At 61.0% G+C, this 16,878-nt stretch carries 19 protein-coding genes and 1 tRNA gene; 13 read left to right on the top strand and 7 right to left on the bottom strand.

Annotated features, from left to right (window positions below):
* The first annotated feature begins 30 nt into the window (after nt 1-30).
* Entirely contained in the window at nt 31-2,397 is a 2,367-nt protein-coding gene (locus GDR53_RS00360) for an SGNH/GDSL hydrolase family protein (RefSeq protein WP_193336160.1), read from the top strand.
* 9 nt (nt 2,398-2,406) lie between these two features.
* Here the strand turns inward: GDR53_RS00360 and GDR53_RS00355 are convergent, their stop codons facing one another.
* Together GDR53_RS00355 and GDR53_RS00350 are read right to left on the bottom strand one after the other, a co-directional pair.
* The gene (locus GDR53_RS00355; protein WP_193336159.1) at nt 2,407-2,634 is read right to left on the bottom strand and encodes a hypothetical protein; all 228 of its coding nucleotides are present in this window, start codon (nt 2,632-2,634) and stop codon (nt 2,407-2,409) included.
* 2 nt (nt 2,635-2,636) lie between these two features.
* Nucleotides 2,637-3,140 carry an acyltransferase gene (locus GDR53_RS00350; protein WP_193336158.1) on the bottom strand — a complete coding sequence of 168 codons (504 nt, stop codon included), beginning with the start codon at nt 3,138-3,140 and terminating at the stop codon, nt 2,637-2,639.
* 431 nt (nt 3,141-3,571) lie between these two features.
* Here GDR53_RS00350 and GDR53_RS00345 point away from each other — a divergent pair, with 431 nt between their 5' ends.
* From GDR53_RS00345 to GDR53_RS00335, 3 genes are read left to right on the top strand one after another with little or no spacing between them, the layout of a single operon-like run.
* The gene (locus tag GDR53_RS00345) at nt 3,572-4,576 is read left to right on the top strand and encodes an N-acetylmuramidase domain-containing protein (protein ID WP_193336157.1); all 1,005 of its coding nucleotides are present in this window, start codon (nt 3,572-3,574) and stop codon (nt 4,574-4,576) included.
* 1 nt (nt 4,577) lies between these two features.
* Entirely contained in the window at nt 4,578-4,955 is a 378-nt protein-coding gene (locus tag GDR53_RS00340) for a hypothetical protein (protein ID WP_193336156.1), read from the top strand.
* A 56-nt stretch (nt 4,956-5,011) separates the two neighbouring features.
* Nucleotides 5,012-5,392: a DUF1515 family protein gene (locus GDR53_RS00335; RefSeq protein WP_193336155.1), complete on the top strand. Its 381-nt coding sequence runs from the start codon at nt 5,012-5,014 to the stop codon at nt 5,390-5,392.
* A gap of 451 nt (nt 5,393-5,843) precedes the next feature.
* Here GDR53_RS00335 and GDR53_RS00330 read toward each other — a convergent pair whose 3' ends face one another.
* Nucleotides 5,844-6,533 carry an SOS response-associated peptidase gene (locus GDR53_RS00330; protein WP_193336154.1) on the bottom strand — a complete coding sequence of 230 codons (690 nt, stop codon included), beginning with the start codon at nt 6,531-6,533 and terminating at the stop codon, nt 5,844-5,846.
* Between the two features lie 51 nt (nt 6,534-6,584).
* Between GDR53_RS00330 and GDR53_RS00325 the strand changes: the two genes are divergently transcribed.
* Both GDR53_RS00325 and GDR53_RS00320 read left to right on the top strand, forming a co-directional pair.
* Nucleotides 6,585-6,890 (top strand): hypothetical protein, encoded by a 306-nt coding sequence (locus tag GDR53_RS00325; RefSeq protein ID WP_193336153.1) that lies wholly within the window; start codon nt 6,585-6,587, stop codon nt 6,888-6,890.
* 47 nt (nt 6,891-6,937) lie between these two features.
* On the top strand, nt 6,938-7,171 hold the full coding sequence (locus tag GDR53_RS00320) for an alpha/beta hydrolase family protein (protein WP_193336152.1): 234 nt from the start codon (nt 6,938-6,940) through the stop codon (nt 7,169-7,171).
* Between the two features lie 12 nt (nt 7,172-7,183).
* On the opposite strand, the gene GDR53_RS00315 is transcribed toward GDR53_RS00320, so the two are convergent.
* From GDR53_RS00315 to GDR53_RS00300, 4 genes are all read right to left on the bottom strand, one after another.
* Nucleotides 7,184-7,510 (bottom strand): hypothetical protein, encoded by a 327-nt coding sequence (locus GDR53_RS00315; protein WP_193336151.1) that lies wholly within the window; start codon nt 7,508-7,510, stop codon nt 7,184-7,186.
* 12 nt (nt 7,511-7,522) lie between these two features.
* Nucleotides 7,523-7,666, bottom strand: coding sequence for a hypothetical protein (locus GDR53_RS00310; protein WP_193336150.1), 144 nt, complete (start codon nt 7,664-7,666; stop codon nt 7,523-7,525).
* Between the two features lie 213 nt (nt 7,667-7,879).
* Nucleotides 7,880-7,956, bottom strand: a tRNA-Arg gene (locus GDR53_RS00305).
* Between the two features lie 32 nt (nt 7,957-7,988).
* A complete protein-coding gene (locus GDR53_RS00300) occupies nt 7,989-9,026 on the bottom strand; it encodes a LacI family DNA-binding transcriptional regulator (protein WP_193337892.1) in 1,038 nt (345 codons plus the stop codon).
* Nucleotides 9,027-9,307: 281 nt separating this feature from the next.
* Here GDR53_RS00300 and GDR53_RS00295 point away from each other — a divergent pair, with 281 nt between their 5' ends.
* The 7 genes from GDR53_RS00295 (at nt 9,308) to GDR53_RS00265 (ending at nt 16,874) form a co-directional block, all read left to right on the top strand.
* Nucleotides 9,308-10,549, top strand: coding sequence for an ABC transporter substrate-binding protein (locus GDR53_RS00295; protein WP_193336149.1), 1,242 nt, complete (start codon nt 9,308-9,310; stop codon nt 10,547-10,549).
* A 94-nt stretch (nt 10,550-10,643) separates the two neighbouring features.
* Entirely contained in the window at nt 10,644-11,582 is a 939-nt protein-coding gene (locus GDR53_RS00290; protein WP_193336148.1) for a carbohydrate ABC transporter permease, read from the top strand.
* A 14-nt stretch (nt 11,583-11,596) separates the two neighbouring features.
* A complete protein-coding gene (locus GDR53_RS00285) occupies nt 11,597-12,511 on the top strand; it encodes a carbohydrate ABC transporter permease (protein WP_408639812.1) in 915 nt (304 codons plus the stop codon).
* A gap of 5 nt (nt 12,512-12,516) precedes the next feature.
* The gene (locus tag GDR53_RS00280) at nt 12,517-13,599 is read left to right on the top strand and encodes an ABC transporter ATP-binding protein (RefSeq protein WP_193336146.1); all 1,083 of its coding nucleotides are present in this window, start codon (nt 12,517-12,519) and stop codon (nt 13,597-13,599) included.
* 183 nt (nt 13,600-13,782) lie between these two features.
* Nucleotides 13,783-14,532, top strand: coding sequence for a sugar phosphate isomerase/epimerase family protein (locus GDR53_RS00275; protein WP_193336145.1), 750 nt, complete (start codon nt 13,783-13,785; stop codon nt 14,530-14,532).
* Nucleotides 14,533-14,534: 2 nt separating this feature from the next.
* Nucleotides 14,535-15,674: a Gfo/Idh/MocA family protein gene (locus GDR53_RS00270; protein WP_193336144.1), complete on the top strand. Its 1,140-nt coding sequence runs from the start codon at nt 14,535-14,537 to the stop codon at nt 15,672-15,674.
* 144 nt (nt 15,675-15,818) lie between these two features.
* Nucleotides 15,819-16,874: a sugar phosphate isomerase/epimerase family protein gene (locus GDR53_RS00265; protein ID WP_193336143.1), complete on the top strand. Its 1,056-nt coding sequence runs from the start codon at nt 15,819-15,821 to the stop codon at nt 16,872-16,874.
* The last annotated feature ends 4 nt before the right edge of the window (nt 16,875-16,878 follow it).

The raw sequence follows: 16,878 nt of genomic DNA, 5'->3' as shown, positions 1-16,878 counted from the left end.
ACGGCGGGCCGCTTCTGTTTGGAGAATTCTATGACCATTCTGACGCCAAAATCTGTCTATCGGAATTGGGAAGTCGACGGCGTCCCCACGCCTGGTACCGAGCACAAGCCGAAGAAATCCGAGATCGTGCAATTGCTCGAGCAGATTCAGGCTTCCTCGTTGGCTCCTGCCGTGGTTCGCGAGACCCTTGCTGATCTCGAACTGGTGACGCCGGCGGAAGAGACCTATGGCGGTCAGGTGCTCAATGATCCGGAGCCCGACAATAACGGGTACTATTTCCGGGCGGCTGGCGATTGGGTTAAGGGCAGGGGCTTCCCCGACACTGCTGCCGAACTGGTGGAAGTTGAAGGTACCGCCAATGCGGTCCTGGCCGGCGTCGAGGCTGGCGTCAACCCAGCCGATATCAAGGTCTGGTTCATCGAGCCCCTGCTGACCAACAGCGATGATGTCGTGCTGAATGGGTTTCCAGTCCGCAACGTCAATGGCGACGAACTGGCGCCTGGGGAATGGCCGGCTGGCCGCTTGATCCTGCTGGTGAACCGCACGACGGAATGGCGGCTGCTCAGCGACCCGGATGCCGATGCCGCCGCGGCAGCATCGGCCGCATCGGCAGTTATCGCCGACACCAAAGCCGGGGAGGCCTCCGACAGTGCTGCGGAAGCTGCGGGATATGCTGCCGGGCTCAACATAGCCCCTATCCTTGCTGGTGATGCGGGCAAGGTATTGCAGGTCAATGGGGATGAAGATGGATCGGAATGGGTAGGTCTCGCCCCATTCACTGGGGACTCCGGTACCGGCGGGGTTGCTGGCCTTGTGCCTGCACCGGCCGCCGGTTACGGCGCAGCGGGCCGGGTTCTGGGTGCCAACGGGTTATGGGTATCTCTCGGCGCGCTAGGCGGTGCGTCGGCGCCAAGTCTCCGGCAGCGCGTCATCGACTTCCACTTTGGCTGCGCTCGCGGCGTAGGCTTCATTAGCGGCGTAGACAGCGGGACGATCAACTATACGCTGTCGTCTGGCGCGTCGAAAGGCGCGTTGTCCTTCGCCTACACAGGCACGGCGCCTGGGTCGGGCCAGCTGATTGTCCTGCTGGGCACCGACGCAGAATATTACACGGTAGTCGTGGCGTCTTCTACGGGCGGGACATGCAGTCTGCTGGAGCCGTTGCCATGCAATGTGGCATCTGGCCAGAACGCCTGGTCATTTTGGGACAATAACGCCCACCCAAACTCCAAGGGTTATGCCGCCATTGCAGACTATGGGCTGCGCCAGGATCTGGCTGTGTGGCGCAAAATTTATCAGCGGCCGCCCCGCATCGATCCGCCGGCAACTGTTGTGGTCGCCACATCAAACGCCTTCTCAAACCCGGGCTCGGCAAATTCCAACTTTGGCTGGACTGTCACGCCGTCCGGTGCCGGCGGCGGTGCGTACTGGCAGTTCAAGCCGAAAATGGCCGGCATCTACAGGCTGGTTTTCGAGTGCAATAAGGTCTCGACCGGCAGTGCCGATATTGACCTGGCTATCACGCACGCGGGAACGACGATCGCCTCGGGCGTGATTAAGACCGCAACTGCTGGTCGGCACGAGTTCGAGTTCTACGCCCCTGGCGAAGTGGCCATCAGCCTGACCCGCACTGCGACTGCGTTCCTCGTCAGCAACATGCAGATATTCCAGCTTGAAGAAATGCCTATCGCGCCGATCAACTATGGCTCGCACATGGTATTGGGCGATAGTTGGGTATTTGATCCAGTTGGCCCCGCTGCTCGCCTGGCTGCCCGACTGACAAGTGCCACCGTTGCCGACTCTGGCGTCGGCGGCAACAAGGTCGCCGACCTTCTGGCCCGCTTCGACGCAGACGTGACCGCGGCCGGCCCGTTCGACTACGTCTGGGTTGTTGTCGGAACCAACGACATCGCAGGAAGCGATGCGCCGGCAACCTTTTCAGTCGGTCTGGCGGCATTGATCAACAAGATACAGGCGATCGGCGCGACCCCGATCATCTTCACGCCCTATACCGGCTGCACCGACGTTCCCACGCGCATCGATTTTGCTCGCCGGTACATGGCTGATGTTCCCTACTACGAGCAAACTCTGCCAACGGTCGTTCGGCACTCAGTGGCGGTTTATGCCCCTGCATCGCTGAGTGCTCCGATTCTGTCTCTCGGCATCCAGAACGCGCCGTTCTATATTCGCGAACGTTATATGAGCCATGCCATCGCGGTGAACGAAGGCGCGAGCCATACAGCTCTGACCACACTTACGAGCTTGACGTCGGGCTTTGATGATACGCCGGTTCTAGTCACGCCAGATCCAAATGGGAAGTTTGTGCAGCTAGTGCGCAGTGTCGGCGGTGCAGCAGAATTTATCAACGGTTATGTCGATATCGAGACGCTGGATTAAGCGTCGACCTCAATACTGTCGTTTGTAATAGGCTTGCTCGGCGTTGTCCGCCCATAAAGGCATCGGGTCTTCCTTGAATTCGTAATTAAAGCGCGACAGCTTCCTACGATACTGGCGAAACACATGTTTCGCATCGTGTTCGTCCCAAAGCACCGTCGAAGCATAAACCTCCCAACCCTCGGCATCTAGTTTTGGCGTCAGCCAATCACGTACCTTTTGCCAGATGCTGTTGACCATAGCTAAACTCCCTGAACCCGGGCGGGAGCTCCCCAAGCCTTCGCATCAGCTGGCACGTCGCTGTTGACGAACGACATAGCTCCAACCACAGCGCGGTCGCCTATCGTGACGCCTCGTGACACCACCGAGTTAGGGCCAATATAGACTCCGTTGCCGATCTTAGTGGGGCTGGTATCGGTAGGAGCCGCGCCCATGGTAATGCTGCGCTGCACGGTGTCATGGGTGTAAATTTGAACACCCGCCGAGATCGAGCAATGGTCGCCTATCTCAAGGCCGCCGCCCGATCCGTCTAGAATGACGTTTGGGCCGATCCACGTATTCTCGCCCACTTGCACGTCGCCAATGATCAAGACGTTGTCGTAGCAAGACGAGCCTTTGCCGAAACCATACTCGCGCGCATTTTCCCATCGGTCGGTCACTAGGTCGCCAAACGAGACGCGGCGTTTGTGCTTGTCGATCTTCTCAGCTTGGCGCGCCCTGCGAAATTCTTCAATATCGTCGTTCATGCCCCGGCCTTTGCAAGCGTGTCGAATATAACTGCGTCTCCGACTTCAATTCGAAGTCCTTGCCCGCTGATCAAACTTTCACTGCCATCGGCGTGTCGCCTTCGCAGTTGCCAGATGTTGCCATCGCAAGCGAGCACTGATGGAAATGGCAGATCGAATATTGGTGTGCGGCTTATCTCCGCTGTTATGATGTAGATACCCTTCATCGTCGCAACCTAGACAGCCGTCCGAATTCCTTCAAGGCGCTTTTTGTATGCAGTGCCCCATCTACTCGAGTAACGAAGACACTCACGTTCATCGCTGAGCCCTCCCAAGCCATTGCCCATTGAGGCACGGCGGGGTTCTGCACGCAATATCCCAACATCATAGGAGACTACCATGAGCAAGCTCTACAAGAGCTGGCGCGACTTCTTTATGGCTGGGAGTGCGTGATGAACTTTGTCGGAACGGGCCGCCGCCTGGCCCAAGGCGATGTCGGCTATGCCGCTCTCTCCATTGGCGTATCGACCGCCGTGCTGCTGGCCTTCCTCGAAGTCGAGGCTGCCGGCAGGGGCTTTGACAGCCAGAACCGGCCCAAGATGCTGTTCGAACCGCATGTCCTCTGGCGCAACCTCGCCGGCAAGCTGCGCGACATGGCGGCGGCAGCGGGCATCGCCTATGCCAAGTGGAAACGGAACTACCCGGCCGACAGTTACCCGCGGCTGGCCAAAGCCATCGACATAGCGCGCGAGCAGGGATTCCGGTCTGCCTCCTATGGGCTGCCGCAGATCCTGGGCGAGAACTTCAAGGCCGCCGGCTTTGCCTCGGCCGAGGAAATGTTTACCGCCATGCAGCAGGGCGAGCGCGAGCAGCTGCTCGCCATGGTGACGCTGCTCAAGTCCTGGGGTCTGGCAGCCCACCTGACGGGCAAGGACTTCTCGAAGCCCGACAGCTGGCGCACTGCGGTCAGCCGCTACAACGGCAAGGGCTATGAGGCCAACAATTACCACGTCAAGGCAGCTGCCGCCTTCGTCAAGCACGACAAGGGCATCGACGCCGAGACTGGGGCGGCGCTGCCGCCAAAGGTCGTGGTGCCGTCGGGTGCAGTGCTGCTCGAGCCCGGCATGAAGGGCGAGGCCATCCGCGTGCTGCAGGCAGACCTGCAGGCGCTGGGCTTCAAGTTCACCAAAGGCGTTGACGGGAGGTTCGGCGCCGAGACCGAGGCCAATGTCCGGCTTTTCCAGGCGGCCAACCAGCTGACCGTCGACGGCAAGGTCGGCAGCAAGACCAGCAAGGCCATCGCCACTGCACTCGCGGTCATGCAGGAGGATTTGGCGCTCCCACCGCCCGTCTGGCCCGGTCAGGAGGACACGCGCTCCAGCGGCCCTCCCTGGGCAATCATTTTCGCCGTCGTCGTCATCGCCGCCATCTTGGGCGGCTTTTTTGTGAGGTTTTGAAATGCTGACTTCCATCGCAGTGGGCATTGCCCAGAATGTCGTTCTTGGCTGGCTTTGGCGCCGCGCCCAAGAGCTGGTCGCCTGGGCCTTCACGCTGGTCCCGCTGTATCTATCGCTACCGGCGGCGCATCAGGAGACCATCAGAGAAATCCTCACGGGGCAGGGCGGGGGATTGTCTGTCAGCGCCGTCCTGGGCCTCGCCTGGTATCTGTGGACGCAGTGGCAGTCCTTTGGAGCCACTGTGGTTCCGCAGGTGGTGACCGGCGACGGTAAGAAGATCCCAGTAGCCAAGAATACCCGGGCCGCTAGCCAGATCGAGGCGGTAGCCACTGCTGCCCCCAGGCCTCGGACGCTCTGGGAACGCCTGACCAGGCAGTAGCTCCGCACCCTTCGCCAGCGTCAGACTTTCAACACTAGACAGCGAGACGCTGGCTTATGTCCGATCCCATACTGCATGAAATTCTCCAGAAGCTCGGGCGCATAGAGGAGAAACAGGATCGCGTCCGCGCGGATCTCGATAAAGAGCAGGAGCACGCCCGTGACAATCGTGCGGCCATTCATCAAAAGTTGGATGACCTAACCGACCGGATGACGAAGGCAGAGAGTTCGATCACCGTGGCGGCAGCGATTGACGTCCAGGTCCGCAACGAACTCAATGCCATGAAGCCAGCCGTCGAGGATTTCACCCGCATGCGCGCCATTGGTCTAAGCGCTGTGGGCGTCATAGCCCTAGGCGGAACGGCGTTCGGCGCGTCACTGATCTGGTGGGGAGAGCAGATGATTGCCGCCATCCGGGGCTTTCTGCGCATCTCATGACCCTCGCTGAGCTGACCGACCTTTATTCCATCGTGCTGCGCCGCCGGCCGGACCTGCGGGGCGTCCGGGACGTCGACCTTTTCATTCAGGACTGCATTGATGAATTGAAATCACGGCCAGAGCGACCGAGAGAGCCTCGGCCGTTGGTGCCTGTCGACCTGATCGATGTTTGACTTGTGGCCTTGCTACGCCTGAGCCCCAAGCCCTAGCGGCTGGCGCGGAATCGCTGTTCGTTCCATATTTGTTCTCATTCAGGAGAACACGATGGCACGAGATACAGGGGGCGCCTTCGACGCCAGCGGGGCTCATTCTCACGACATTGATTTCAAGCAGGCTCGCCTAATCCACGAGGCCGCAATCGCCGAGCGGCGCCGGCTCCATCTTGAGGGAATAGCCCGACGGAAGGCGGCAAGGCAGGCCGCGGCAGCGGCAGCAAAGCGCAATGCTCCGCCTATAGAGAGTTGATGAGCGGCTTCTTGGTGCCGGTGCCTTCGTATCGGCTGTTGTTCACGTCGCGGACAACGCGGTGAAATTCAAGCTGGCTATCGATCTGGGCCCCGAGCAGGAGCGCCTTGGCATCGGCGCCTTGGACGTCCGTGTCGAGCCAGGCACCATAGGCGTCCGGCGACAGGATGACCGGCATCCTGGTGTGGATTTGGGCTATCTCCGGCACTGCCGGCGCAGTGATGATCGTGCAGCTGGTGACGCCCAGGTTGTCATTGTGAGCCCAGATGCCGGCAAAGCTGAAGCCGGCGCCACCGGGCAGCTGCAGCAGCCATGGATCTTTCTTGCCGTCCTCGTTAGAGACCGTCCATTCGAAATAGCCATCGGCAGGGATCAGGCAGCGGCGGGACTTGAAGCCTTCGCGGAAGGCGCCCGAGGTGTCGACTGTTTCGATGCGGGCATTGAACATGGCGGCCTTGGGGAGTTCCTTGGCAAAGAAGGGTACCAGCCACCAGCGGCCCCTATCGAATTCTAGGCTTCCGGCCTTATCCAGGTGGACAAAGTCCACGTCCTGCGTCGGCGCGATATTGTACCGGGGCTGCATGTTGGATGGCGCCATCGGGTGCAGCTTGTCGCTGAGCTTGTAGAGCGCGTGCAGCTCGGCCCAGGTCATCTCGTTGGTGAATCGTCCGCACATGCATCGCATCCCGCTGGCCGGCGTTGTCGATCGAAACCATGGAGGAAAACGATGAACACCGCAAATTTGCAACTCGAGGGCCTGCTGATAGCGCTGGCGTCGATGAACAACATGCTGGTGACCAAGGGCCTGATCAGCACCGAGGAGGTTATCGGCGCCCTTGAACGAGCCGAACAGACGGTGTTGGGCGATTACCGCACGGACGAGCTGGACCCGGCGCAGCGCGACGCTATCGCTTTCCCAATACGGCTGCTCCGTCTGGCAAACAATGGATCTGCCGACCGCGACATCCAGTCGTTTTCAGAGTTAGCGAAATTGGTTGGGCAAACCAAGGACAGCTACAACGACCAGCGGTAGCCAGAACCCAAGCGAAATAGGTCCCCACCAGAGAACATGGATTCCTTATGACGGACACTACAGGGAAATTTGCCGGGCGTTGGCTTCACCAGGGCGCTTGGCAAGGCAAAGAGTTCAGCCACGAAATGCCGGTATATGACCACGATGAGAATCTTGGCGACAACGGCCCAACGCTGATGCGGCACGCTCTCATCGATCGCGAGGGCGGTAAAGTTGGCTTGTGGGTCCCTGCGGAGTGGACCGATGAGCAGGCACGCGAGGCACTGGAAGCTAACTGGTAGGCAGTCGCCTTTTCAGTCTAGCCCTTCCACTTCTCGAAGCTCGCCCCACTCCCTGCGCCACGTTGCGCGGTCCTGCAGCGAGATCACGACCCGCTCATAGGCCCATACAGCGCACAGGATTTCGGCCCGCTCCAACGCCTCGGCAACGGGGTAGGGCCCTTCCATAGCGGCGTTGATTTTGTCGCCTTGGCTGATCCAGTCCGGCCAATAGACATTGGCCAGCGGCTCAGCAGGCGTCATACCCGCGGCAATCAGGGCAGGGGCGTCGTCGCCGATTCCCACGATGATTGCATCGAGTGCGATCTCGTCATCATCGGTGGTCCAGGCGTAAGTGGTCATGGCCGACATAGACTACGTGGGGTTCACAGGCGGTTTGGCTTCTGGCTGGTCGTGCTCCGAGCCATCCTTCTTGTTTCCAAGATCATCGATGTTGTCATCGATCTGTTCGCCATCTTCGGTTTCCAGCGGGGCGGGCTTTGGCTTTTCTTCGGGCATGTGGACCTCCTACGAAACGAGTAAATCCGCGGGCGCTTGAAAGGTTCATGCTAGCCAGATTTCTCGGCCAGCACTGATAAGGATGCGGTGCCCTAGCGACCTGTACCAATGGGCATCAAAGGAAGGTGCGGGGACCGCTGAAAATTTCCCTTACACTTCAATGGGGCCGTTTCCCCGCACTATTCTGATAAGCTGTTGTTTTATATAAGGTACTGGCGATCCCGGCAGGACTCGAACCTGCGACCAACAGCTTAGAAGGCTGCTGCTCTATCCAGCTGAGCTACGGGACCACACCCAGACCTGCTCCATGTAGCGGATTCTGTCACAAAAGGAAGGCCGCAGCCGTGTTCTCCCGTCGTTGCGGGACAACTGTCTCGGCGGCCGCCACCATCGGCGCGGTGCTGCCGCGCACCACCAAGCCTGAACTGAGCACGGTATGCAGCGGCACGCGGTTGCGCGGCTTGCCCTCGATCAGGTCGATCAGCGCCTCGGCGGCCAGCCGGCCCAGCGCCTCACGAGGCTGGCGCATCGTGGTCAGGGGCGGCCAGACATGCGCCGCCACGGCCAGATCGTCGAATCCCACCACCGACACATCGCGCGGACATTCCACGCCATGCCGGCGCAGCCCCGACAAAAAGCCGATGGCTGATTCGTCATTGGCGGCAAAGACCGCGCTGGGGCGCTCGTCCAGGGCCATGAACTGCTCGGCGACCGCCAGGCCGCGCTCCATCTCGAAGCCGCCGGCGAACATCCATTGCGGATTGATCGCCAATCCGCTCGCCGCCATGGCATTGCCAAAGCCGGTTTCTCGGGCCAGCGTCAACCCGTTATGGGCCGGGCCCCTTATATGGCCAATGCGGGTATGGCCCAGCCCGATCAGGTGCCGGGTCGCGACTTCGGCGGCAAAGACATTGTCGGTGGTCACGCTGTGAAATGGCGCGCCGGCAATGGTTTCGCAGGCCATTACCAGCGGCACATTGGCTGGTTCTCCGGTCAGCACCAGCAACTGCGCCAGTTCGACCGAGCCATCGAGCAGCAGCAGGCCATCGGCGCGGTTGGAGAGGAAATAATCGTGCAGCCGGCGGACCGATCCGTCGCCGGCAAAACGGTTGACCACCAGCACGCCATAGCCGCGCCCGCAGGCCTCGCGCTCGATGGCGTCCAGGATGCTGGAGAAGAACGTATTGCGGATGTCGGGCAGGGCCACCAGGATCGTCCGGGCCGTCCGTTGACGCAGCGAACGGGCCGCCTGGTTGAGCGTATAGCCCGTCAGGCGCACCGCCTCCGAAATCCGCTCGCGGGTCTGCAAACTGACCCGCTCGGGACGCGACAAAGCCCGGCTCACCGTTGCTGTGGACACCTTGGCAAATCGGGCAACGTCTTGAATCGTCGGCGTTTTTTTGGAAATTGTCATGCCTGGCAGCGCCCCCTCTCGCTGTCAGTAACGCATTTGTCTAAATCGATCTTGACAGGTCTGCAAGTCGTGTATGAAACTAATGCAATCGATTGCAGAGATTTCGGCATGCCGGAAATGCAATCGATTACACGCAGTCAGCTCGGGATGTCTCACAAGAAGACAACCTTGCGGCTGACGGCTTCGCGGGAGCGTTTCGCTCCAAGTGATCGTTGGGAGGACAATCTATGAAGAAGTTTACAGTGGCAGCCGCTATGGCTGCTGCGTTGATGAGCACGACTGCGGCCATGGCCGTTGATCTTGAAGTCACGCACTGGTGGACGTCGGCTGGCGAAGCTGCCGCCATCGCCGAATTCGCCAAGGTCTTCGAAGAGCAGACCGGCAATACCTGGGTCGATAGCGCCCTGGCCGGTTCGGGCACCGGTGCCAACCCCGTCATCATCAGCCGCATCATCGGCGGCGATCCAATGGGCGCCACCCAGATGAATACCGGCCGTGACGCCGAGGAACTCATCCAGGCCGGCCTGATGCGCGATCTGACCGATGTCGTCGCCGACATGGACATCGAAAGCTTCTATGTCGACAAGAGCCTGCTCGAGCCCTGCAAGTTCGAAGGCGGCCTCTATTGCCTGCCGATCAACATTCACTCCTGGGATTGGCTGTGGCTCTCCACGGCTGCCTACGAAAAGATCGGCCAGCCTGTTCCCAAGGACTGGAACGAATATGTCGCCAGCTGGCCTGCTCTGCAGGAAGCCGGCATCCTGCCATTCGGTCTCGCCACCGGCTGGCCGATCTCCGGCGTTCCCGGCGTGCTGATGTCCGGCCTTGGTGGCAGCGATCTGGTGCTCGCCATCAACCGCGACAAGGACGTCGAAGCCGTGCGTGGCCCTGAATTCCGCAAGGTTGCCGAAGCCCTTGATTCGCTGCGTTCGGTGATCTCGCCTGACATGATGGTGCCGTCCTTCGGCGACGTTGGCACGCAGCTGCTCGAAGGCACTGCAGCCGGCAACATCCATGGCGACTGGCTGCAGGGTGACCTGCAGGTGGCCGGCGGCGTCCCCGGTGAAAACTACGAATGTCTGCCTGCTCTCGGCCTGGGTGACCAGCTCACCGGCGGCGGCGATTCGTTCTACTTCCCCAAGCTGCCAGAAGGCACCGATCAGGCCGTCCTCGATGCCCAGGCCGATCTGGCCCGCATCCTGATCTCGCCTGAAGCCCAGCTCAAGTTCAACATGGTCAAGGGCTCGATGCCGATCCGCACCGACATCGACCTGGCTGCCGCCAACCCCTGCATGCAGAAGGCTCTCGGCATGCTCGGCAACGGCCTGCTGCCATCGGGTGACTTCGCCCTCACCAGCGATACCCAGCAGCAGCTGCAGGATCTGAGCACCGAGTTCATTGCCGACGACAGCATCACTGTCGACGACTACATCGAGCGCTACGCTTCGATCATCGAGTCGGCTGAGTAAGCCTCCGGCTTTTCAGCTGGGAGCTTGCTCCTAGGAATGAAAGCGGTGGCCGACCTTTCTCCAAGGTCGGCCACCCACTCTTGGAGATACATTGATGGCGGACTCTGCCCTTCCCTTGGAAGCCGGCGCGACGGTCAATCGACCCAGCCTGCTGAAAAGAATCCTCTTCCACAACCTGCCCGCCAAGATCGCTGCGCTGCCCATGATGGTCACCGTGCTGGTCGTTTTCGTCGGCTGCACGATTTGGACGATCTACTACTCGTTTACCAATTCCAAGCTTCTGCCCACCGGCAAGTTTGTCGGCGTCGAGCAATACGAGCGCCTGTTCTCCACGTCCCGCTGGAACGTATCGATCACCAACCTCGTCGCCTATGGCGTGATGTCGCTGGTCTTTACCCTGGTCGTGGGTTTCATCCTGGCGGTGCTGATCGACCAGAAGATCCGCTTCGAAAGCGCCTTCCGCACCATCATGCTCTATCCCTTTGCCCTGTCCTTCATCGTTACCGGCCTCGTCTGGCAGTGGATCATGAACCCGACTCTGGGCCTGCAGGGTACCATGCGCAATCTGGGCTGGACCGATTTCACCTTCGACTGGATCGCCAATCCCCGCATGGTGCTGTTTGCCTTGCTGATCGCCGGTCTCTGGCATGGCACGGGCTTCTGCATGGTGCTGATGCTGGCCGGTCTGCGCGGCGTCGACGAGGAAATCTGGAAGGCCGCCCGCATCGACGGCATTCCCACCTGGCGCACCTATGTCTCGATCGTCATTCCCATGATGCGCGGCGTGCTCGTCACTGCCGTGGTGATCATTGGTTCAGGCATCGTCCGACTTTACGACCTTGTGGTGGCGCTCACCAATGGCGGCCCCGGCATCTCCTCCGAAGTGCCCGCCAAATACGTCTACAACTACATGTTCTCGGGCGGCAATATCGGCCAGGGCCTTGCCGCTGCAACCATGATGCTGCTGTCCGTGCTGATCATCATGATCCCTTGGGCCTATCTTGAATTCGGTGGAAAGGGACGTCGCACATGAGCCAGACCTCAACCATGACCGGCGCCATGCCGGCCACTGTCGACGGCGCCGTCGAGCCGCGCGGTCCCCGGCCAAAGCCGTTCTTCACGCCCCGCAAGATCATCATCTATTCGATCCTGGTGATGTTCTCGCTCTATTACCTGTTTCCGCTCTACGTGATGTTCACCACCTCGCTCAAGTCGATGCCCGAAATCCGCTTCGGCAACATCTTCTCGCTGCCCACCGCGCCAAACTTTGACGCCTGGGTAAAGGCCTGGACCAGCGCCTGCACAGGCTTGACCTGTGAGGGTCTGGCACCGGGCTTCTGGAACTCGGTCAAGATCACCATTCCCAGCACCATTATCTCGATCTTCATCGCCGCGGTAAACGGTTATGCGCTGATCAACTGGCGCTTCAAGGGCTCGGAAATCTTCTTTGCCATCCTGATCTTCGGCTCCTTCATCCCCTACCAGGTGTTTCTCTATCCCATGGTGATGATTACCCGTGAGCTGGGCATCTTCGGTACCCTGCAGGCCGTCATCATCGTCCATACCGTCTTCGGCATGCCGATCCTGACGCTGCTCTTCCGCAACTACTTCGCGTCGCTGCCCCAGGAACTCTTCAAGGCGGCACGTGTGGATGGGGCCGGCTTCTGGCGCATTTTCTTCGAGATCATGCTGCCCATGAGCCTGCCGATCTTCGTGGTGGCGCTGATCCTGCAGATCACCGGTATCTGGAACGACTTCCTGTTCGGCGTCGTCTTCGCCGGCACGCAGAACTACCCGATGACCGTCCAGCTCAACAACATCGTCAACTCGGCCCAGGGCACGCCCGAATACAACGTGAACATGGCCGCTACCGTTCTGACCGGCCTTGTGCCGCTGGCGGTTTATTTCGTCTCCGGCAAGTGGTTCGTCCGCGGTGTTGCTGCCGGTGCGGTGAAGGGATAACTCGAATGCAAAATAGCGTTTCCATCCGCGACCTGTCGCTCAACTTCGGCAGCGTCAAAGTCCTCGAGCATCTCGACCTCGAGATTGCCCAGGGCGAGTTCATCGTGCTGCTCGGGCCCTCGGGCTGTGGCAAGTCGACCTTGCTCAACTGCATCGCCGGCCTGCTCGACGTGTCGGACGGCCAGATCTTCATCGGCGGCAAGAACGTCACCTGGCTTGAGCCCAAGGATCGCGGCATCGGCATGGTGTTCCAGTCCTATGCGCTCTATCCGCAGATGACGGTCGAGCGGAACCTCAGCTTCGGCCTGCGCGTCGCCGGCATGAAGAAGGAAGAGATCGAGCAGCGCGTGTCCCGTGCCGCCGAAATCCTGCAGATCCAGCCCCTGCTGGACCGCAAGCCGGCCAACCTCTCCGGTGGCCAGCGCCAGCGCGTGGCCATTGGTCGTGCTCTGGTGCGCGACGTGGACGTCTTCCTGTTCGACGAGCCGCTGTCCAACCTCGATGCCAAGCTCCGAAGCGATCTGCGCGTCGAGATCAAGCGCCTGCATCACCGGCTCAAGAACACCATGATCTACGTCACCCATGACCAGATCGAGGCCCTGACCCTGGCCGACCGCATCGCCGTCATGAAGAATGGCGTCATCCAGCAGCTGGCCGATCCGCACACGATCTACAACCGGCCCGTCAACCTCTATGTGGCCGGCTTCATCGGCTCGCCGCAGATGAACATGTTCGAGGGTATGCTGGACGGCACGACCTTCACGGCCAAGGACGGCACCGCCATTCCGGTCGGCACCTATGGCTTCACCGCCCCGGTGACCGGCGCCATCAAGGCCGTGCTGGGCATTCGTCCTGAACATATCGTTCTGGGCGATGCCGCCGCCGCCATGCCGTTCCAGACCGATGCCGAGATCGAAATCGTCGAGCCCATGGGTTCGGACACCCTGGCCTGGACCAATATTGCCGGACAGTCGGTGACCTTCCGTTGCGACAGCGACGTGGTGATCCAGTCCGGCCAGAAGGTTCGCCTCGGCTTCGATCCCGGCCGCGGGTCGCTGTTCAGCAGCGAGACGACCAACCGGCTCTAGGCCCGCCTGAACTGCGGGGCGCCCCTGGGCGCCCCGCCACCGGCCCGACGCAATCGCCGGTCATGTTACTTTTCCGGCAATTGACCTGCCCGTCGCGCAGGACACCATTTTCAAACATCGCTACCTATCTGGCACCGCCAGAGGCGTCGCAATGCCCAATTCCAACGTTACAATGAGGCCAAAATGACCGAACTGTCATTCCAGCTCTACAGCGCCCGCAATGTCCCCTCGCTTGAGGATTTCCTCGCCACGCTCGGCACCCTTGGCTACACCCAGGTCGAAGGCTATGGCGGTCTCTATGCCGATCCCGCGGCGCTGGCGGCCAGTCTGAAGAAGAATGGCCTGTCCATGCCGACCGGCCATTTCGGCCCGGCCCAGGTGGCCGATGTGTCGACCACGCTCAAGACCGCCGAGACGCTGGGCATCAAGAAGATCTTCTGCCCCCATATCGGCCCCGAAGGCCGCAGCACCGACGAGTCCAAGTGGCTCGAACTGGCCGAGATGCTGGCCGGCGCTGCCGAGACCTATACCAAGGCGGGCTACGGCTTCGGCTGGCACAACCACGATTTCGAATTCGTGCCGACCAGCTCGGGCCGCACGCCGATGGAAATCATCCTTGAGACCGCGCCCAAGATCGAATGGGAAGCCGATGTCGCCTGGATCGTGCGCGGCAAGGCTGATCCGGTCGCCTGGTTCGACAAATATGGCGACCGCATCACCGCCGTGCACGTCAAGGATATTGCCCCCGCCGGCGAATGCCTCGACGAAGATGGCTGGGCCGATGTGGGGCAGGGCGTGCTGAACTGGGATGAGCTGATCGGCAAGGTCACCTCCAAGACCCGCGCCGAGTATTTCGTCGCCGAACATGACAAGCCTTCCGATCCGGTGCGCTTTGCCACCCGGTCGATCGCTGCCGCCAAGAAGTGGAAATAAGCATGGCCAAGACCTTTGGCGTCGGCATCATGGGTGCCGGCAATATCTCTGCCGCCTATCTGCGCCTCGCGCCCCTGTTCAAGGGGCTCGAGGTCCGCGCCGTGGCCGATATCATTCCCGCTGCCGCCCAGAAGCGCGCCGAGGAATTCGGTGTCACCGCCCAGACGCCCGATGAGCTGCTCAAGAACAGCGAACTCGACGTCATCGTCAACCTGACCATTCCCTCGACCCATTATTCGGTGTCGATGGACATCATCTCCGCCGGCAAGCATGCCTATTCGGAAAAGCCATTCGTGCTGTCGCTCGAAGAGGGCACCTCGCTCAAGAAGGCCGCCGAGGAGCGCAAGCTCAAGGTCGGCAGTGCGCCGGACACCTTCCTCGGTGGTGCCCATCAGCAGGCCCGCCAGATCATCGACAGTGGCCAGCTCGGCAAGATCATGAGCGGCACCACCCATGTGATGAGCCGTGGCATGGAGCACTGGCATCCCAATCCGGACTTCTTCTTCCAGGTCGGCGCCGGCCCCATCCTCGATCTGGGCCCCTATTACGTCACCGAGCTGATCCACCTGCTCGGGCCCGTCAAGCGCCTCTCTGCCTTCACCAACATGGCCCGCACCGAACGCGAAGTGACCGCCGAGGGCCCGTTCAAGGGCACCTTCGTCAAGGTCGGTACGCCCACCACCATCCATGGCGTGCTTGAATTTGTCTCGGGCGCCATCATCACCATCGGCGCCAGCTGGGACGTGGCGGCCCATGGCCACCACAATATCGAGCTCTATGGCACCGACGGCTCGATCTTCGTACCCGACCCCAACTTCTTCGGCGGCGATCTGGTCACCGCCGACATCGCCGGCAGCCGCAGCACGGTAACGCCCTGGGATCACCCCTTCGGCATTGCCAACCAGGATCTCGACAAGCCTACCCCGCGCGCCAATTACCGCACGGCGGGCCTGGCGGACATGATGGCCTCCATCGACGGCGGCTATACCGCCCGTTGCGGCCTTGATGTCGCGCTCCATGCCGTCGACGTCATGACCAGCCTGCTCAAGGCCGGCGAAAGCGGCCAGGTGCTGACGCTCAGCACCACCTGCGAACGCCCCATGGCCCTGACGCCTGCAGACGCCCAGGCGCTGCTGAAATAGTGAGGGGCGTACCTCATTGACAGGAAAAGGGTGCCGGTCGAGAGTGACCCGGTAATTTGAGCAGGCGGCGGCCAACCCCGCCGCCTGTTTCTGCAAAGCGGCTATAAAAGACCAGGGCGCCAAGCGCCATCAGAGGAGAAAACCATGCGTACGATCAAGGGTCCCGCCATCTTTCTGGCGCAGTTCGCCGGCGACGCGGCGCCGTTCAATTCCTTCGATGCCATCTGCGGCTGGGCCGCCAATTATGGCTACAAGGGCGTGCAGATCCCCACCTGGGTCGGCAGCCTGATCGATCTGGAAAAGGCGGCGACCTCGAAGACCTATTGCGATGAGCTCAAGGGCACAGCCGCCAGGCACGGCATCGAGATCACCGAGCTCTCGACCCACTTGCAGGGCCAGCTGGTCGCGGCGCACCCGGTTTATGACACCATGCTGGACGGCTTTGCCCCCTCATCCGTGCATGGCAATCCCAAGGCGCGCCAGGAATGGGCCGTGCAGCAACTGCTCTGGGCCGCCAAGGCCTCGAACAATCTGGGCCTGACCGAGCACGCGACCTTTTCGGGCGCGCTGGCCTGGCCGTTCCTCTATCCCTTCCCGCAGCGCCCGGCTGGCCTCGTCGAAGAGGCCTTCGACGAACTGGCCCGCCGCTGGACGCCCATTCTCAACACCTTTGACGAAAACGGCGTCGACCTCTGCTACGAAATCCACCCCGGGGAAGACCTGCATGACGGCGTCAGCTACGAGATGTTCCTCGAGCGCGTGAACAATCACCCGCGCGCCAACCTGCTCTATGACCCCAGCCACTTCGTGCTGCAGCAGCTCGACTATCTCGACTACATCGACATCTATCACGAGCGCATCAAGATGTTCCACGTCAAGGATGCCGAGTTCAACCCCACCGGGCGCCAGGGCGTTTATGGCGGCTATCAGAGCTGGATCAACCGGGCAGGGCGCTTCCGCTCGCTCGGCGATGGCCAGGTCGATTTCGCCTCCGTCTTCTCCAAGATGGCGCAATACGATTTTGCCGGCTGGGCCGTGCTCGAGTGGGAATGCGCCATCAAGCATCCCGAAGACGGCGCGCGCGAAGGTGCCGAGTTCATCAAGAACCACATCATCCACGTTACCGAACACGCCTTCGACGATTTTGCCTCGGCCGGCACCGATCTCGCCGCCAATCGCAAAATTCTCGGTTTGAGCTAGGAGC

The organism is Devosia beringensis, from assembly GCF_014926585.1.
In the GTDB taxonomy this organism is placed as follows: domain Bacteria; phylum Pseudomonadota; class Alphaproteobacteria; order Rhizobiales; family Devosiaceae; genus Devosia; species Devosia beringensis.
This window is presented reverse-complemented; position numbering and strand designations above follow the sequence as displayed.

What these genes read in the sequence shown, in the direction of transcription:
- GDR53_RS00320 (WP_193336152.1), top strand. Translation starts at nt 6,938, where the DNA reads ATGACGGACACTACAGGGAAATTTGCCGGGCGTTGGCTTCACCAGGGC.
- GDR53_RS00275 (WP_193336145.1), top strand. Translation starts at nt 13,783, where the DNA reads ATGACCGAACTGTCATTCCAGCTCTACAGCGCCCGCAATGTCCCCTCG.
- GDR53_RS00310 (WP_193336150.1), bottom strand. Translation starts at nt 7,666, where the DNA reads ATGCCCGAAGAAAAGCCAAAGCCCGCCCCGCTGGAAACCGAAGATGGC.
- GDR53_RS00325 (WP_193336153.1), top strand. Translation starts at nt 6,585, where the DNA reads ATGAACACCGCAAATTTGCAACTCGAGGGCCTGCTGATAGCGCTGGCG.
- GDR53_RS00330 (WP_193336154.1), bottom strand. Translation starts at nt 6,533, where the DNA reads ATGTGCGGACGATTCACCAACGAGATGACCTGGGCCGAGCTGCACGCG.
- GDR53_RS00340 (WP_193336156.1), top strand. Translation starts at nt 4,578, where the DNA reads ATGCTGACTTCCATCGCAGTGGGCATTGCCCAGAATGTCGTTCTTGGC.
- GDR53_RS00265 (WP_193336143.1), top strand. Translation starts at nt 15,819, where the DNA reads ATGCGTACGATCAAGGGTCCCGCCATCTTTCTGGCGCAGTTCGCCGGC.
- GDR53_RS00315 (WP_193336151.1), bottom strand. Translation starts at nt 7,510, where the DNA reads ATGACCACTTACGCCTGGACCACCGATGATGACGAGATCGCACTCGAT.
- GDR53_RS00345 (WP_193336157.1), top strand. Translation starts at nt 3,572, where the DNA reads ATGAACTTTGTCGGAACGGGCCGCCGCCTGGCCCAAGGCGATGTCGGC.
- GDR53_RS00355 (WP_193336159.1), bottom strand. Translation starts at nt 2,634, where the DNA reads ATGGTCAACAGCATCTGGCAAAAGGTACGTGATTGGCTGACGCCAAAA.
- GDR53_RS00285 (WP_408639812.1), top strand. Translation starts at nt 11,597, where the DNA reads ATGACCGGCGCCATGCCGGCCACTGTCGACGGCGCCGTCGAGCCGCGC.
- GDR53_RS00350 (WP_193336158.1), bottom strand. Translation starts at nt 3,140, where the DNA reads ATGAACGACGATATTGAAGAATTTCGCAGGGCGCGCCAAGCTGAGAAG.
- GDR53_RS00360 (WP_193336160.1), top strand. Translation starts at nt 31, where the DNA reads ATGACCATTCTGACGCCAAAATCTGTCTATCGGAATTGGGAAGTCGAC.
- GDR53_RS00290 (WP_193336148.1), top strand. Translation starts at nt 10,644, where the DNA reads ATGGCGGACTCTGCCCTTCCCTTGGAAGCCGGCGCGACGGTCAATCGA.
- GDR53_RS00270 (WP_193336144.1), top strand. Translation starts at nt 14,535, where the DNA reads ATGGCCAAGACCTTTGGCGTCGGCATCATGGGTGCCGGCAATATCTCT.
- GDR53_RS00295 (WP_193336149.1), top strand. Translation starts at nt 9,308, where the DNA reads ATGAAGAAGTTTACAGTGGCAGCCGCTATGGCTGCTGCGTTGATGAGC.
- GDR53_RS00335 (WP_193336155.1), top strand. Translation starts at nt 5,012, where the DNA reads ATGTCCGATCCCATACTGCATGAAATTCTCCAGAAGCTCGGGCGCATA.
- GDR53_RS00280 (WP_193336146.1), top strand. Translation starts at nt 12,517, where the DNA reads ATGCAAAATAGCGTTTCCATCCGCGACCTGTCGCTCAACTTCGGCAGC.